Source organism: Bacillus sp. FSL R9-9492 (assembly GCF_038007365.1).
GTDB lineage: Bacteria > Bacillota > Bacilli > Bacillales > Bacillaceae_G > Bacillus_A > Bacillus_A mycoides.
Genome location: NZ_JBBOXC010000001.1, coordinates 1,813,848 through 1,829,816, shown reverse-complemented (window position 1 = coordinate 1,829,816; position 15,969 = coordinate 1,813,848). Strand labels below are relative to the sequence as shown.

Annotated in this window: 16 protein-coding genes, 1 riboswitch and 1 other annotated feature; of the genes, 5 read left to right on the top strand and 11 right to left on the bottom strand. The window is 34.8% G+C overall.

Translation table 11 applies throughout. From position 1 onward, the window contains the following. Positions 1-51: 51 nt before the first annotated feature. Positions 52-360, bottom strand: a complete 309-nt coding sequence (locus MKY70_RS09350; RefSeq protein ID WP_016103117.1) for a hypothetical protein — start codon at positions 358-360, stop codon at positions 52-54. An 89-nt stretch (positions 361-449) separates the two neighbouring features. Between MKY70_RS09350 and MKY70_RS09345 the strand changes: the two genes are divergently transcribed. Beyond that, positions 450-914 carry a hypothetical protein gene (locus MKY70_RS09345; protein WP_002086342.1) on the top strand — a complete coding sequence of 155 codons (465 nt, stop codon included), beginning with the start codon at positions 450-452 and terminating at the stop codon, positions 912-914. A 19-nt stretch (positions 915-933) separates the two neighbouring features. Here MKY70_RS09345 and MKY70_RS09340 read toward each other — a convergent pair whose 3' ends face one another. Further along, positions 934-1,212 (bottom strand): hypothetical protein, encoded by a 279-nt coding sequence (locus MKY70_RS09340; RefSeq protein ID WP_002135550.1) that lies wholly within the window; start codon positions 1,210-1,212, stop codon positions 934-936. A 30-nt stretch (positions 1,213-1,242) separates the two neighbouring features. Then, the gene (locus tag MKY70_RS09335; protein WP_088031574.1) at positions 1,243-2,505 is read right to left on the bottom strand and encodes an MFS transporter; all 1,263 of its coding nucleotides are present in this window, start codon (positions 2,503-2,505) and stop codon (positions 1,243-1,245) included. A 137-nt stretch (positions 2,506-2,642) separates the two neighbouring features. On the opposite strand from MKY70_RS09335, the gene MKY70_RS09330 reads away from it, so the two are divergent. Beyond that, on the top strand, positions 2,643-3,128 hold the full coding sequence (locus MKY70_RS09330) for an 8-oxo-dGTP diphosphatase (protein WP_088031575.1): 486 nt from the start codon (positions 2,643-2,645) through the stop codon (positions 3,126-3,128). 27 nt (positions 3,129-3,155) lie between these two features. Here the strand turns inward: MKY70_RS09330 and MKY70_RS09325 are convergent, their stop codons facing one another. Genes MKY70_RS09325 through MKY70_RS09315 form a run of 3 tightly spaced genes read right to left on the bottom strand, consistent with a single transcriptional unit; the run spans position 3,156 to position 6,311 of the window. Continuing rightward, positions 3,156-4,781: a YndJ family protein gene (locus MKY70_RS09325; RefSeq protein ID WP_088031576.1), complete on the bottom strand. Its 1,626-nt coding sequence runs from the start codon at positions 4,779-4,781 to the stop codon at positions 3,156-3,158. A 5-nt stretch (positions 4,782-4,786) separates the two neighbouring features. Beyond that, positions 4,787-5,398, bottom strand: a complete 612-nt coding sequence (locus tag MKY70_RS09320; protein ID WP_088031577.1) for a DUF4166 domain-containing protein — start codon at positions 5,396-5,398, stop codon at positions 4,787-4,789. 4 nt (positions 5,399-5,402) lie between these two features. Then, positions 5,403-6,311 (bottom strand): DoxX-like family protein, encoded by a 909-nt coding sequence (locus tag MKY70_RS09315; protein WP_341024021.1) that lies wholly within the window; start codon positions 6,309-6,311, stop codon positions 5,403-5,405. Between the two features lie 192 nt (positions 6,312-6,503). After that, positions 6,504-6,690, top strand: a riboswitch (Lysine riboswitch). Positions 6,691-6,891: 201 nt separating this feature from the next. On the opposite strand from MKY70_RS09315, the gene MKY70_RS09310 reads away from it, so the two are divergent. Both MKY70_RS09310 and MKY70_RS09305 read left to right on the top strand, forming a co-directional pair. After that, positions 6,892-8,121, top strand: a complete 1,230-nt coding sequence (locus tag MKY70_RS09310; RefSeq protein WP_341024020.1) for an aspartate kinase — start codon at positions 6,892-6,894, stop codon at positions 8,119-8,121. Between the two features lie 280 nt (positions 8,122-8,401). Further along, complete coding sequence (locus MKY70_RS09305; RefSeq protein WP_088039161.1) at positions 8,402-8,854, top strand: VOC family protein; 453 nt, start codon at positions 8,402-8,404, stop codon at positions 8,852-8,854. A gap of 289 nt (positions 8,855-9,143) precedes the next feature. Here MKY70_RS09305 and MKY70_RS09300 read toward each other — a convergent pair whose 3' ends face one another. From MKY70_RS09300 to MKY70_RS09290, 3 genes are all read right to left on the bottom strand, one after another. Beyond that, complete coding sequence (locus MKY70_RS09300) at positions 9,144-9,584, bottom strand: helix-turn-helix domain-containing protein (protein ID WP_088031579.1); 441 nt, start codon at positions 9,582-9,584, stop codon at positions 9,144-9,146. Between the two features lie 138 nt (positions 9,585-9,722). Further along, entirely contained in the window at positions 9,723-10,706 is a 984-nt protein-coding gene (gene asnA / locus MKY70_RS09295; RefSeq protein ID WP_341074493.1) for an aspartate--ammonia ligase, read from the bottom strand. A gap of 70 nt (positions 10,707-10,776) precedes the next feature. Then, positions 10,777-11,034 (bottom strand) — a binding site (T-box leader). A 131-nt stretch (positions 11,035-11,165) separates the two neighbouring features. Continuing rightward, on the bottom strand, positions 11,166-11,339 hold the full coding sequence (locus tag MKY70_RS09290; RefSeq protein ID WP_088031580.1) for a hypothetical protein: 174 nt from the start codon (positions 11,337-11,339) through the stop codon (positions 11,166-11,168). 103 nt (positions 11,340-11,442) lie between these two features. Between MKY70_RS09290 and MKY70_RS09285 the strand changes: the two genes are divergently transcribed. After that, positions 11,443-11,574: a DUF3934 family protein gene (locus MKY70_RS09285; RefSeq protein ID WP_000047589.1), complete on the top strand. Its 132-nt coding sequence runs from the start codon at positions 11,443-11,445 to the stop codon at positions 11,572-11,574. Positions 11,575-11,709: 135 nt separating this feature from the next. Here the strand turns inward: MKY70_RS09285 and MKY70_RS09280 are convergent, their stop codons facing one another. Continuing rightward, positions 11,710-14,916, bottom strand: a complete 3,207-nt coding sequence (locus MKY70_RS09280; RefSeq protein WP_088031581.1) for a DEAD/DEAH box helicase — start codon at positions 14,914-14,916, stop codon at positions 11,710-11,712. Between the two features lie 119 nt (positions 14,917-15,035). Then, positions 15,036-15,968 carry a response regulator gene (locus MKY70_RS09275; protein ID WP_002141232.1) on the bottom strand — a complete coding sequence of 311 codons (933 nt, stop codon included), beginning with the start codon at positions 15,966-15,968 and terminating at the stop codon, positions 15,036-15,038. Position 15,969: the final 1 nt, after the last annotated feature.

The window sequence follows — 15,969 nt, the reverse complement described above, 5'->3', positions numbered from 1 at the left end:
ACTTGGGAAGATTAATAACGAAAAGATAGGAGCTCTATCGATTCACTTATACTACAAACGAATTACAGCCGGAATATCTCCTTCTCGTAAAAAGTAAGCAAACACTGTAAATCCAATAATTAATATTGAAAATAATGTTATTATAATTCCACCTGGTAGTATTAGAAAAATAGTATTCAAGCTACTCTTCATAGGGAAAGCAATCGAGTATATTCCTAGCAGAAGACTGATTATAGCAATAGCCACATAAACCACTACCGCATACCATGGATTGAGTTCCAATAAAACAACAGAAATAAATATATACGAAAATAACAGTTGTAGAAACATGCTGCTTCCCATACTTACTAATTCTTTCAATATACCCTCCCCTAAACTACATGGTATATTATCTTAAAAAGAGAAGATAATAACAAATAAATCCTTTAAAGAATGGGAGCTCTCTAAAGATGAAACGAAAAATATTTTCTCTCTTTGCACTAATCTGCTTAGCACTACCAATACAAGCTAGTGCATACACATTTCAATCACTACCAATTGCGTCAAAGTCTAAACAGTGGTATATCGAAATTGACAAATCTCATAACTCAAACAAGCAAGCCGTGCAGCCAAAACAAGGTGTATATGATACGTATAGTTTACTCTTAAAAAATATTGGTAATGATGTTGCAAATGTATCGGTGGAAATACTTGATAACACACCTACATCTAAAGCTACCTTTAATCCTACTTCATCTAATAACAACGTTTCAAAAAGTCATACAAGCTTTGACTACATGGTATTCCCATTAGACTTTAATAGCCATAATTTTAAAGTTGTCATTACTTGGGAAGAAAAGAATTTCTCTTACAACGGTCATCCAGTACATGAGAGTAAAAAAATGAAGCAAACATTTGTGTTTAATGAAGAGTAAGTCCTAATTTGATTAGGGCTTACTCTTTATTTACAAAACCCGATTGAATTGCTTCTGTCACTTCTTTTGCAATATGTATTTTTGTAGCGTCTACACATATTTTTTTGTCCCAAACATGTACGGAAGGCTCTTCATTAGACAAATGCTTAATTAAGATGAATCGATTATATGTCATTTTATTTTCTATAGGAGTAGCAATATACACCGTGAAATTCCTTGCTTCAAATACCTTTTCTCCCAAAACGTATTTACATCCCAACTCATGTACTACTAAATCATGTAGATTTTCTATAGTCATATACCATCCCCCCCCTTTTTGCCTACATAATCAATCGAACCGCCGAATACTTGGTACAGACAATGCCATTCCAATTGTTATGAGTACTAAAATAGCTAGCATTATAATTGTTATCTTTCCACCTATTACAGTAGCTAACCAGCCTACAACCACATATCCTAATGGTAATAAAGCAAATGAACCTAACATATCAAGGCTTGCCACTCTTCCAAATGCTTCTTCTGGTACAAGCTCTTGTAAACTTGTTTCCCAAATGAGCCCAAATATCATAATACCGAATCCTTCAATTGCCATTAATCCAATTAAGACAGGTGCCCAAGAAACGAAAGGCATAATTAATAGTGCCATTCCACTTATTAAAACACCGCCATACGCAAGTAATCCTCTCTTATGCCACTGCTGCCTCCCACCAAAAATTAGCGCTGCAATTACAGCTCCAGCACCAGAAGCAGCCATACCCAATCCATATACGTAAGCTTCAAAATGATGATGAACATTAAACAACCATGGAATTAATACAACGATAATGCCTGCATAACAAATATTAACGAAAGAAAAGACTAGAATAGTAATCCACAACCACGGATGGCTTTTTAGAACAAGAATCCCTTCCATAAAATCTTGTTTGTAATTGACTTTATTTCTTTCAAATTTCTGTATTTTATTAAACTTTATTTCTTTTAAAAATAATAAACATAAAAATGATAACAAATACGTTGCTGCATCTAGTCCGAAGCCTATCCCTGCAGATGTAACTGATACTATCAACCCTCCAAGAGCCGGTCCAATTAATCGTATACCCTGATTACTCATTTGCGTTAATGCGTTAGCTGCATTTCGAATTTCCGGTACAAATACTTTCGCTCTTACAGCTGAATATGCCGGCTGAAATATCCCTTCCATAAGTCCATATAATGCAACAAGTACATATAAAAGTGGAATTGTTAAAATGTCCATAAATATAAGTGTTGCAAATAAGAGCATTAATATACAGCGAATTATATCTGTAAATAACATCAATTTCACCCGGTCAATTCGATCCACGACTAATCCAGCAAACGGTAACGCAAGAATATTAGGAAGCATGTATATTGCCATAGTCATTCCCATTACAACTGTTGAACCAGTTAATGAATACACAACGACTGGCAGAATAACCATCGTTATCGAACTACCTAAAGTCGAAAGTAATTGCCCAATCCATAAAAACTTAAAGTGCGGTGACACTTTAACTGGCAATAACACTTTACCGACATAACCTAAATTTTTCTCTGTTGGTATTTCTCCTTGCATATCTCTCTCCTCTTTTCAAATGATTATAGACTTTATAATGAATAACCGAAAATTAATAATATTCTATTTTTAATTATATAAGAAACTATTATGTTATGGTAAAATTATCAAAAAAAGATAAAGGAGAATACATTATTATGCCTCAAAATTCTCATAATATCGAGCACCGCATCTATACAATGTGTATGATCCAGCGAAATAATGACGCTTTACTTATAAAACGCCCCGACCATCGAGGTTTTCCTGGCTACATAGCTCCTGGTGGAAAAGTAGATTTCCCAGAAAGCATATTACAAGCTGCTATACGAGAATCGAAAGAGGAGACCGGACTCCACGTTTCTAATTTAAATTTCAAGGGGTTAGACGAATATGTAAATCCTAAGGAAAATGTTCGATATATGGTATTTAACTATTGGACAGATTCATTTGAAGGTGAACTCCTTTTGAATCCTCCTGAAGGCGAATTATTATGGGTGCCAATTGATACAGCACTCAATCTTCCTATGCAAGATTGGTTTAAAGAGAGATTCCCATTATTTTTTGAAAAAGGTACGTTTGAAATTCAGCGTGTTTGGGACCAAGACTTGGATAAACAAGTTGCTATGACAATTACCCATACATAAAAAGCTTGGAATCTCTCCAAGCTTCTCTTACTTCTCCTCTATTTTCTTAATCTCATAATCAATTTCTAAAAACTTGACTCCGAATATCCACATTCTATGGTGAGCTGTTAACATTTGGTCCGCGCTCTCTTTAATGATAAATGTCTCTGCTAATGGTAAACGTATTGTAAAGAAACGAGTATATAAATAAATCCCCTCATCCCCCCTGCCATTCTCTCTTAACTTACTTGTAATGATTAAAGCATTATCATCATTGCATAACTTCAAAATACCTGTCATATTCGAATATGGTAAAGGTAATGCGATATTCATATATGTATCTTTCTTGTATGTATGCTTTGAATAAAGAGCTACAAAAATTGTCTCCCCTGCTTCATTTTTTCTTAGCCAAGCCCTTACATTCTCTCTTCCATCCTTCTCATCTATTATCCCAATGATAGAGCCATGCATCGTTTCCCACTTGCCGCCCATTCCTAAATGTATTTGTCCTACACGCTTACTCATTTTCTCATAACAAAATGCAACCGGACGGAACCAACGAGTCCATTTAATATGCGATTGTAACTCATACTCTTTTGTATTTTCATAAAAACGAATAATACTTAAAGGAATCTTCGCCATGTCAACTGCCTCACTATGAAAATCATTCATTTTATCAACTAAACCTTTGTATTCCTTGCTATCTATTAAATTTCTGTTATGTAAAAATGCTTCACCAACTGTCGCATTTCCTCTTAACCTGCTCATTGTTTTCCCGTAATATTTATAATTCGGAGTACTCTTTTCAATCATCCAACCAACAAATGCTGGTAACGCTACTCCAATTCCATTTACAACACCGTGAATCCAAACCATTTTTGCAATTGTAATCGTCATTACTTGTTTGAAATTTCCGTATGAATATATGAGTGAAAACATTATTGTTACCATAAGTGTGCTAGAAGAAAGAACTAAAAGTACCTTCGCACTTATAGTATTGAATTTCGTTCTCCACACGTAAACTCCATATCCATAAATCGCACATAAATATATGAACACTGCAAAAAATTCAAATATCCTTGAGTATGTAATTCCTATCGCAACTGTCATAGGTGAAATGACTATGATAAACATAATAGCATCATATACTTTACTTCTCTTTTCTCTTTTCCTCCCTATTAAACCCGCTGATAATGGTAATAAAAACGCCGAATAATGAAAGTGTGCCGCTGTTAGTAAAACAATGTCAGAACTAAAGTGCATAATTGAAACCTTTGCTACTGAAGCAAAAAACCAAAAACCACCTAAAAACAAATAAATAAACGCACTATCTATAGCTACTTCTTCTAGAGGCTTCCATCCTCTTTCTAGCAATCTACTTACACCAAATAATGCAACGATTCCTGTATATGCAAACCAAAGTAGCGCAAAGAAATAGTGATTTGTTACGAAAGCTAGCATTGCACTGATTGCTGCGATTGGATATAAAAACGAGACAAATTTATAAAATAATACATACGATCCATTTCTTTTTTTCTTGTCAATAATACAAAAAGACATCGGGATAAATAACAAAATAGATAATAAAATAATTGCTTCAACAGGATTTACATTCGACCACTCGTATATTAGAAATACAATATAACAAGCAAGTCCAAATAGTATATTTTTCATCTCGTTTATTTCCTTTCTACAAATGTTCCCTTATATGAAAATAGTGGACCAATTAACGGATTTCGTACTTGTACATGAATTCGAAAGCATTGTAGTGTTTCATCATAATTTTCTACAATTTTTGCCTCTCCGTATAAAAATCTAGGTAACGGTATTTTTCTTCCAAACATAAAAAACCATTGTTTCTTTGAAGAAATATGCATCCCGCCTTTTTCATCAATGTAAAAATTCAATGTAGATACGAGTATATGCGGTTCGCCAAAATAATCTACAATTTCATTATTCTCTTCATCCAACTTCATAACGGCGTTAAAATACCTTTTCTTATTTTGAAAATAAAACGTACGATTCCATCTTACAAATTCTTTCCCCTGTTCATCTCCCTCAGCGGTATTATGTATCGTAAATGGCACTTTCTTTCCTCGCTCAGAAAAAAACATTCGAAACTTCGATGCAATTTTCAAAATCAATTTAACGAAAAAAGAGCCACCGTAAATTTCATCCATTTCCCCTTCGCCAATAAAGCTATTTTCCTTTGTTATCGCATATCGTTCCTGCAATTTTGGATGAAGCCTTTTATAAGAATCCCCTAATAATCTTTCATAAATATTAACCATATACTTATCCCTTTCTCGTCCTCTTGCAATTTTTTGCGCTCGGCAAATTAGTGCTATTTATATAACCGACAATCGATAACCCTATTAGAAGAAAATTTAATGTAATCGGATTAAACGGTTGCGTAAAACTAGCGATATTCGTCGAACCTGCCGCTAATGTTAAAACTATCAACAATATAATATGCAATATAAATAGTTTTCGCTTTTGAAGTGGCAATAGCCACATAACACCCCATATTATTTCTAAAAATCCAACTATTTTAAGTATAAAAATACTACTTTCATTCGATCCGATTAGTGCAGAAAGCATCTTTACTTCTTCTGAATGAGTAAACATCAATTTCGGTACAATCCCTTGATATAACCATACGAAAGCAAATAAAAAACAAACTAGCCAATACGTCATCGTTCTTCTAATTAGCAACTTAGGATGAAGTCCCTTTTCTAACCATAATTTTAAAGCATCAAAACTCCATGCTGTCGCCCAACCTAATAGTGGACGAAAAACATATAAATCTATCACATTTCCTATACGACCAAATCTCGTATCATAATCATATTGCGTTTCAAAATGAATATGTTCTTCATTCGGTGTATACTTCCAATAACCACGCCCTATTTGTATAAGTGATAATTGATTGTCTGTCCAAAATTTTAAAGAGGAAATGCGTTCTCCAGTTTCTTTTCTTATTTCACCTATCGATTCCCCTTCTCCGGCTATTTCAAGTCCAAATCCGATCTTTGTTTTATATAAAAACTTCTGTGGTTCTCCCTCTTTTTTTTCTAAATACGAAATCTCAGTAAAACGAGCATCCCACTCTGTATGTATATCAGGCTCTTGTGTATATGCCCATAGTTTCTCCGTTGTTGTGTTCATTTCTGTGGCTACATAAATAGGCTTTTTCTTCCCCATCCTTCCACCTCCCATGCGCTATATTTTCAATGTACATGCAATGAATCGATTTTGCTACATTTTTCACAAACTAATTTAATAAAAAGATAGAATTTCAAAAAAATACAAAAAACACTTGATTCCCCGAAAAATTTAAATTATTATAAAACAAATGTTACCAACAACTTCATAAATCATACACTCTCGCCTAAAACGTGAGATAGAGGTTGCAACGCTTATAAGTATTCTAAAGGAGACACAGAGATGTCTATGATTTTAGAGGAAAGGAAGTGTTGCCGAAATTGATAAATTTCTCTGCATTTATCAATTGGGGCTGTTTTCGAATAGAAACAGAACTGTCATATGTACAGACGTGTACGTATGAAGAGCTATCTACAAAAAAGAGATATCATTTTTATGATATTCCTTTTTTGGCGGTTTTTTTATTAGCTCCGTTTTCTGTTTCCCTTTTCCTGTAACAGCACCATCCTCACTTATTTGAGATGGTGTTTTTTATTTTTCTCTCTGGTAACTACAGGAATATTGGGATTTGTATATGTCCTAACCTATTCTTAAAAATGGACGAAAGAAGGAATTCGTAATGGAAACGATTGTACAAAAATTTGGCGGTACTTCTGTCGGAAGCGTCGAACGCATTCAACATGTAGCAAATTTAATTATTGAAGAATATGAACGAGGACATAGTATTGTCTCTGTCGTTTCAGCAATGGGAAAAAGTACGGATAAACTTGTAGCACTTGCTAACGCTATTACTGAAAATCCAAGTAAACGTGAAATGGATATGCTCCTATCTACAGGAGAACAAGTAACTATTTCATTATTAACAATAGCACTACAAACAAAAGGTTATAACGCAATTTCATTAACAGGATGGCAAGCTGGTATTACGACAGAATCTGTACATAGTAGTGCACGGATTACTGACATTAACACCACTCGTATTCAGTCTCACCTTACTGAAGGCACGATTGTTATAGTAGCTGGTTTCCAAGGAATAAGTGAAGAAAATGAAATTACCACACTTGGTCGCGGTGGCTCCGATACGACTGCTGTCGCATTAGCTGCTGCACTAAAAGCAAAAAAATGTGATATTTATACGGATGTGACCGGCGTATATACGACTGATCCACGAGTTGTACAAGATGCTTATAAATTAGATGAAATTTCTTATGACGAAATGTTAGAGCTTGCCAACCTCGGTGCTGGCGTATTACACCCACGCGCTGTTGAATTTGCTAAAAATCATAATGTAATTTTAGAAGTTCGCTCAAGTATGGAACAAGAAAACGGAACAATTGTAAGGGGAGAATGTAACATGGAACAACAATCAATCGTTAAAGGTATTGCATTTGAGGATAATATTACACGCGTCACAATTAAAGGATTAGAACAAGGTGCACTTTCAACAGTTTTCTCTACATTAGCAGCAGCACATATTAATGTAGATATTATTATTCAAAGTATTACAAATGAAGGAACTGTTCACCTCTCCTTCTCAATCCATTCTAATGATTTAAGAGAAACATTAGAAGTATTGGAACAAAATCAAGAAGCACTTCACTACGAATCTGTAGAACATGAAAATCATTTAGCAAAAGTATCAATTGTAGGATCTGGTATGGTATCTAACCCAGGAGTTGCTGCGAATATGTTCACTACTTTAAAAGAAGAAAATATTCATATTAAAATGGTAAGTACATCAGAAATTAAAGTATCTGTCGTTATTGACCGTCTTCATTTAGTAACGGGTGTTGAAGCACTTCATCAATCATTTATGGCGAAAATTGAACCTTTAGTGCAAATGATTTAATTTCCACCAGTAAAACTTACAACAAATTATATGAATCTATTTCCTTCCAATATAAATAGAAAGCTGTTTGCATAGTGGAAAGTGAGAAAAAGGTTATTTAGTTTAAAATAAAGTCGTTTGAAGAACAATAAAATTGTTAAAAAACGGAAGCAAGTCATTCTATTCAACAATCGGGCAGTTATCTCCCACCTAACTTCCTCGCATTCGCCGAATTTTGAGGTGGGAGTCTTATTGCCCGCAAATAGCGGGATAAATTTTTACACATAAGGAGATAAAGACTATGGCAAACAACAGATTACTAAGAATGGACAATGTCAGCATCGTTGTAGAATCTCTTGATAACGCAATCTCTTTCTTCAAGGAGATTGGATTAAAACTCGAAGGGCGAGCTACTGTCGAAGGTGAATGGGCTGGTCGCGTAACTGGACTCGGTTCTCAGTGCGTAGAGATTGCTATGATGGTTACGCCAGATGGTCACAGCCGAATTGAACTTTCGCGATTTCTCACCCCACCTACTATAGCAGATCACCGGACAGCTCCTGTAAACGCCCTCGGTTATCTGCGCGTCATGTTCACCGTCGAGGACATTGACGAAATGGTATCCAGACTTACTAAGCATGGTGCTCAGCTCGTTGGAGAAGTAGTTCAGTATGAGAACTCGTATCGACTCTGCTACATTCGTGGAACCGAAGGAATTTTAATCGGTTTGGCGGAACAACTCAGTAACAAATAAGTAAGTGATGTTTTATAAAAAGCCTTTACTGAAATATTCATTACTGAATTAAAAATATTTGAAGCACATTCTTACTCCATAAAACTTAAATTTTCAGCCCCGTCCTAACTTTAGAACGGGGCTATACTCGTTTGAGCTTTTAAAATTAAATAACTTTATTATCATTTTACACATAGATTTCAAGACTCTATACAAACAGCTTTTTAACATATTATCTATATCTATAAATCGTTATAAAACAATTAAATTATACGCAATACCTTTTCCTAGGAAATATAACGGACTCTTCTCACTTCTTATCATATATATCTTTTCCTTTAAATAACGAGCGAAATTCATTCAAAATAACTTTCTTCACGTCGGAATAAAAGACCATCATGAATAGCGCAGCCCCTAATAAAATCTCTTGAATTCCTTCGTAATCAATGAAAGCACTCATAATTAGCAAACCAAATCCAATATAAAAACCAAACTCATTCTCTTTCTCAAAATCCTCATCTTCTTCATCAATATGTATTTTCTCTTTAAAGCTTTGATTCCCTTTTATTAACTCATCAAGCGTAATATTAAACATTTCGCTCAGTAAAATTAAATTATCAATATCAGGGAAACTCTTATCATTTTCCCACTTGTACACAGCCTGCCTCGTTACACCGATTTTCTTAGCGACATCTTCTTGTGAAAACCCTTTTGATTCTCGTAATTTTTTTAGTTGTTGCCCTACGCTCATAACGTTCCCTCCTTTAACAAATTATTACATAAAAGGAGTAAGAAAAGAAAGTAACCATTGGTAAAACTCACTGTAAACTATTCGTTTACACAACAAAAAAGTGAGAGCAGCTCCGTGTTTGAGCTACTCTCACTTCTATTAAAACAAATGAATGTTTTCTTTCTTGCAAGCTTCACGTAAATCGTCAGGCCATACAGAAGATTGAACTTCACCGATATGTGCTTTACGTAAGAAGTACATGCACATTCTTGATTGTCCAATACCACCACCAATTGTTAATGGTAGTACATCTTCTAGAATACCTTTATGGAAATCATACTCACGTTTGAAATCATCACCAGTTTTCGTTAACTGTTCATCAAGTGATTTACTATCAACACGAATTCCCATTGATGATAATTCGAATGAAGCTTGTAGTACTGGGTGCCAGAATAAAATGTCACCGTTTAATTTCCAATCGTCGTAATCAGCTGCGCGTCCATCGTGCTTTTCACCTGAACGGAGTGCATCACCAATTCCAATAATAAAGACTGCACCATGTTCTTTCGCAATTGCATGTTCACGATCTTTCGGTGTTAACTCTGGATATTTGTCTTCTAGTTCGTGGGAAGTAATGAAAACAACCTCTTCTGGTAAATATTTTCCAAGGAACGGATATTTTTCAAATAAGTGATCCTCTAAATCTTTGAATATTCCATAAATTGTTCGTACTGTTTCTTGTAAGTAATCTACAGTGCGCCATTCTTTTTGAACGATTTTTTCCCAATCCCATTGGTCAACGTAAATGGAATGTGTTGCATCAAGTTCTTCATCACGACGAATCGCGTTCATGTTTGTATATAAACCTTCACCAGCTTCATATCCGTATTCATGTAATGCGAATCTTTTCCACTTCGCTAGTGAATGCACAATTTCTAATTCTTCTCCTGAATGTAACATATCAAATTCAATTGGACGTTCTACACCGTTTAAGTGATCGTTTAATCCTGATTTCTTCGTTACGAATAATGGTGCAGATACGCGGAATAGTTCAAGGCGTTTTGCTAATTGGTCCTCGAAAAATGTTTTAACTTCCTTAATTGCGATTTGAGTCTCTCTTACTGTCATTAATGATTGATACATGGTGGTTTCCTCCTAAAATGTTTGGATGTTGTGAAAAGAAGCCAACAAAAAAAGCCCTTCTTTCCCAAAAAACTGGGACGAAAGACTTTGGTTCCGCGGTACCACCCAAATTAGCAACAGAGGTTGCTCACTTATACAGTACGGAGATTAAAATCTCGATACTGTTCTTCTTGTAACGGCGAAGTTCCCGGCTAAGTCTACTTTCCTAAAAAGGATTTCGGTTAGCGACTCCAGGAGGTTCTTCATAATAGGCTTCGTATCAGGCTCACACCGTCCCTGACTCGCTTTAACTACATCCTACTACTACTCGTCCTTTCATAGTCGTTTTGTTGTCACATCTCTGAAACATTTTATTAATGATTATTCTATACAAAAAATAGATAAAGTCAACAAAAAGTTTTAAAATATTTTTCAATTCTTTATTTTATGCCTTTACCGACTGTTCTTAATATAACATTTTTATTTCCTTTGTCTCTTCAATCCAAAAAACATTTCACTAATTGAAACTAACATATATACAACAACTAGTGTGATTGTTCGAAAAATAGAATCCGCAGTATTTCTTATTATTTTCATTTTCTTTATAATTCCTTTCAGTTTACCCGCAATTTCATGATATACTATAGCATTCAAGCAGTTTGTTTTTACTTAAAGCAAGCATAGTCATTTATCGATAGTATTTTTCTAAAACATTGGCTATTATCAAATCAGATTTTTTATATAACGGAGTGATCATATGAGTAAAACGAAAGCAAAACCGAAAAAAGGTGTAGGACAAGGTACAGGAAGTAAAGGATGGAACCGTTGGCAATCAAGTGCGAAAAAGAAAGCTGCAAAGCCATACAAAAGTAAAGGTACAAAGAAATAAAATAAATAGTGGGAGATGAACAACTCCCACTGATTAAAGTTTCACTTTATCTCTTTACTTTGTACAAAACAAAATATAATTATTACAACAAAAAAGCTATGCTTTCATCTCTGTGAAAGCATAGCTTTTTCCATATTAAATCATAAGAATATCACGGATTTCTTCCTCCGTAATAGAAGATAACTTCTCTTCTCCTGGCTCGATAATTTCAGCGATTAAGTTTTTCTTACTCTCTTGTAACTCGTGCATTTTTTCTTCAATTGTTCCGTGGGCTACTAACTTAATAACTTGCACTGTATTTTTTTGTCCCATTCGATACGCCCTATCCGCTGCTTGTTGTTCAACAGCTGGATTCCACCACAAGTCGTACAATATAACTGTATCTGCACCTGTTAAATTTAGTCCTGTGCCACCTGCTTTTAACGAAATAAGAAATAGATCCCCTTCTCCTTCGTTAAACCGATTGCATAGCTCTACACGTTCTTGCGCTGGTGTACTCCCGTCTAAATAAAAGTATGGAACTGCTTGACGATTTAATTCACGTCCGATTATCGAAAGCATCTTCGTAAATTGGGAAAAGATAAGAATTCTCTTTCCTGTACTTCTACATTCCTCCAAAATTTCTAGCAGCTGATCAAATTTAGCTGAACTACCTTTATAGTCATCAACAAACAAAGCAGGATGACAACAAATTTGCCGTAGTCTCGTTAAACCAGCTAAAACCCGAATTTTATTTTTACGTAACGTATCTTTATCCAAATGTTTTAACGTTTCTTCTCTTAACTTTGCTAAATAAGCTGCGTAAAGCCTCTTTTGATCTGGTAAAAGTTCTGATGATTGTAAGTGCTCAATTTTTTCTGGGAGTTCGTGTAATACATCACCCTTTAACCTTCTTAACACGAATGGTTTTACCCGCTTCGCAATATCTTCTCGTCTTAAATCACCGAACTCTTTTCTTCCCGGTAATAATTCTGGGAAGACAACGTGGAAGATAGACCATAGCTCTTCTAATGAATTTTCTACAGGTGTTCCTGTTAATCCAAAACGGTACTCCGCCTGCACTGTTTTTACCGCTCTTGCAGTTTGCGTCGTATGATTTTTAAATGCTTGTGCTTCATCAAGAAATAGCGTATGAAATGGCTGCGCATATAACCTTATATCTCTTCTCAGTAAAGGATATGACGTAATTACTACATCAAATTTCGTTATACCTTTTAAAATTTTTCGGCGCTCTGCTTGATTTCCATCGGCAATAACTGCTCTAATATGTGGAGCGAATTTTTTTAACTCGCTAAGCCAGTTGTAAACGAGGGACGACGGAGAAACAACTAATATAGGCAGTTTCTTCTCTCGAATTTCCGGCAAAACAGAGTCTATAAAAGCAATACTTTGCAACGTTTTCCCCAGTCCCATATCATCAGCTAAAATGCCGCCAAAACGATAATAGGCAAGTGTTTTCATCCACTGGAATCCGTATGTTTGATACTCTCTCATTATCGCATCTAAGCCACTTGGCACCGCAAACTTCAGCTTTTTAGGATTTTGAATGTTCTCTACCAATTCTTGAACAGACTCATCTAAACTTAATACGTTTCCTTCTTGCAGTGAATTCATCCATTTCACACTACGAATAAGAGGGACATCTATTTCTTCGCCCTTTAAAAATTCTTTTCGAATACTAGATTCTTTTATAAACTGATTAATATCATTAAACTCTTTACTCTCAAGTGATAGTAGAGCACCACTTGCTAAACGATAATATTTTCGTTTCTCCTCAAGAGCGACTAATACCCCTTTAATTTCTGCCTCTGGAATACCTTTTATATCAAAGCGGAATGATAACCAATCAATTCTCTCTTTCCTTCTAACTCTTATAAGAGGAGCTGTGTCTCCCTTATGAATTCGTAATTTGATGGCTGACGTCGCATAAATATCAACTAAACCTTTTAACGTTGGAACAGCATGATATAAAAAGTTATACTCAGCTTCTTCATTATGCATAAAATAACCGCCTTCCGTTTTCGCGAAGGCACTTTCACTCATAATGTCTAAAATCTCTTTTTCCTTTTTCTCATCACGATTAAAAACAGATGGCTGCCCATCCTCTTCTAACGGATTAATCACGACGTTTCCATAATGAAATTCGAGACCTGCTAACAAACGATTTTTCACTCGATCTAAATACAATTTTGCTTTTAGCGAAGGCGTTTCCACACAATCTGATACTACCTCATCTATTCGCACAGTTCCTAGCTTCATTAACCCTGGTACAACTTTTGCTACAAAGTGCTCCATCTTATCTGCTGGAATATACAATTGGTTACTACTAGAACGATTCATCATTTTTTGTAATTCGATAAGTCGCTTACAATCCTCAGCATTCAACTGATACAGTTTCCCTCCAAATAGAGCATAACTATACGTATCCAGTACTTCTACTTGTTGTAAGCCGTCAATATAAAGTGTAAACCCACCGTTACTCCCTTTATTAAACTCAAAATGTAAAGGAAGTAGCCCTTTTGAAATTTGTAAACCGTGAAAAGATTTTCCATCTTGATTAAGTCCCACAAACTCAACTTTAGAAAGTAAAGAAAGCATATCCTTCCATGAAGCTGGCGGTATTAAAATCATACTATCATCTTGTTTTGCATGTACTTCCAGTGTATCCTCATACATTTTTTCATTATGATAAATTTTAATGAGCTGCTGAATAATCGCATCCGTTTCTTGCTTAAAGCTATGTACATCCGGTGTATATGTAAATTTATTCGAACAATTATAGGACTCTCTTTTCTCCACATTGGAAAGAAATTCTCTAATATGATTTACAAAATACATCTTGGCGAGTTTAAACTGAATACCTAGCAGTGCCCCACCATTTTTCGTAACTACTGGCGTACATATAAATTCAACATGAAGTATTTCACGTGTATCAAAACGGTGTTGTTTACTTTTTGGTCTTAATGGTTTTTCTGCAAATAAATGAAACATCCCGCTTGTTAATTGATCATTTCCACTCATATTCCCGCTACTAATAGGCACCATTCCACCGGTTTGCTGATTATAATTTATTTGTATCAATACTGCCGCAACATGTTGACAGTATGTTTGAAAAGACGCTAACGAAGGACAACTACATTTCGCAACAACATCACCTTTTTTAGCTTTTTCTACTGTAACATGAAAATCTTCGTTCCCTTTTACCGTCGCTTCGCAAATTTCTTTATTTTCATCATAATGATTTATTATTACTTTATTTGATTTATAATAAGCTTCGCCTCTTTTATATGAGGTTTCTCCGCATACTTCTTTAATAATCGATTTATTTAATGTAAAACCCATTGTTTTGACACTTCCTTACTTTAAAACCAGTTTCTCTTAACTAACATTTTACATGCTCCAAGAGAAAATATAAAATGTAGATTTAATAAAAAAAGATGCTTGTATATAAGCACCTTTTTTCACTCTATCTCCATCAACCTTTTCGCCTCAAAATACAACACTTGAATAAATTTCTTCGTATTAATTCGTATATGGCCAGAAGTTGCTACTTCATCCTTTGTCATTTCTGTCATTCGTTTTCTAACTACAGTGAAATCAAAAAATTTCGGAGCATAGCTTTCAAATTTCGGATTTGAAAAGTCTGTTAATCCAAGGGAAGCTAAGTGATTTAACGATTGATAAATCGCTCTACGTACCCTTTGTTCAGATGCTTTTCTCTCCTTATCTATATCTGCATCTGAAGCTATATTCTCTAATTTTCTTATAGTTATATGGTGAAAGATATCTTTTAGCGCAGGAAATCCAAATTCAAACGTTTGCTCTTTTTCTTGTCCATATAAATATTCCAACATACTAAGTAAATCTTTACTTCCATTCTCTCCCGCAATACCGAGTTCTGATAATAAATAGCGCCCTGAATCTGCTATTCTTTTTCCTTCCTGCATTGGCTCATTTCGAACTTGCGGCTGTTCCCACTTAAAAACGTTATTCAATGATTTTTGAATATCATGTATAGAGCGCTCTAAACGAATACGTTCCATTACTTTACGTACAACAGATATAACCTCAATTTTATTTAATGGTTTAGTAATATAATATTCAACACCAAGTGTATACGCCTCACCAATAAGCTGTTTCGATTCAACTTGAGAAATCATGATGATTTTCCCTGAAAAAGAGGACGCAATATGGCGAACTGTTTCAATCCCGTCTCGCATTGGCATTAATAAATCAATAAATAAAATATCTACTTTTTTAAAATTTAGTTGGTCGGCTTCAATAAAAGCTCCGTCTTCCGATTCTCCAATTACTTCCCCAAGATCACCATCTTCAATAATTTGTGAAAGCATAGAGCGGAAAACTTCATCATCATCTACGATATAATAAAACAAC

Bases quoted from the DNA above. Each gene is read 5' to 3' on its own strand.
- MKY70_RS09335 (WP_088031574.1), bottom strand. From the start codon at position 2,505: ATGCAAGGAGAAATACCAACAGAGAAAAATTTAGGTTATGTCGGTAAA.
- MKY70_RS09340 (WP_002135550.1), bottom strand. From the start codon at position 1,212: ATGACTATAGAAAATCTACATGATTTAGTAGTACATGAGTTGGGATGT.
- MKY70_RS09305 (WP_088039161.1), top strand. From the start codon at position 8,402: ATGGCAAACAACAGATTACTAAGAATGGACAATGTCAGCATCGTTGTA.
- MKY70_RS09300 (WP_088031579.1), bottom strand. From the start codon at position 9,584: ATGAGCGTAGGGCAACAACTAAAAAAATTACGAGAATCAAAAGGGTTT.
- MKY70_RS09345 (WP_002086342.1), top strand. From the start codon at position 450: ATGAAACGAAAAATATTTTCTCTCTTTGCACTAATCTGCTTAGCACTA.
- MKY70_RS09310 (WP_341024020.1), top strand. From the start codon at position 6,892: ATGGAAACGATTGTACAAAAATTTGGCGGTACTTCTGTCGGAAGCGTC.
- MKY70_RS09280 (WP_088031581.1), bottom strand. From the start codon at position 14,916: ATGGGTTTTACATTAAATAAATCGATTATTAAAGAAGTATGCGGAGAA.
- MKY70_RS09320 (WP_088031577.1), bottom strand. From the start codon at position 5,398: ATGGTTAATATTTATGAAAGATTATTAGGGGATTCTTATAAAAGGCTT.
- MKY70_RS09325 (WP_088031576.1), bottom strand. From the start codon at position 4,781: ATGAAAAATATACTATTTGGACTTGCTTGTTATATTGTATTTCTAATA.
- MKY70_RS09285 (WP_000047589.1), top strand. From the start codon at position 11,443: ATGAGTAAAACGAAAGCAAAACCGAAAAAAGGTGTAGGACAAGGTACA.
- asnA (WP_341074493.1), bottom strand. From the start codon at position 10,706: ATGTATCAATCATTAATGACAGTAAGAGAGACTCAAATCGCAATTAAG.
- MKY70_RS09330 (WP_088031575.1), top strand. From the start codon at position 2,643: ATGCCTCAAAATTCTCATAATATCGAGCACCGCATCTATACAATGTGT.
- MKY70_RS09315 (WP_341024021.1), bottom strand. From the start codon at position 6,311: ATGGGGAAGAAAAAGCCTATTTATGTAGCCACAGAAATGAACACAACA.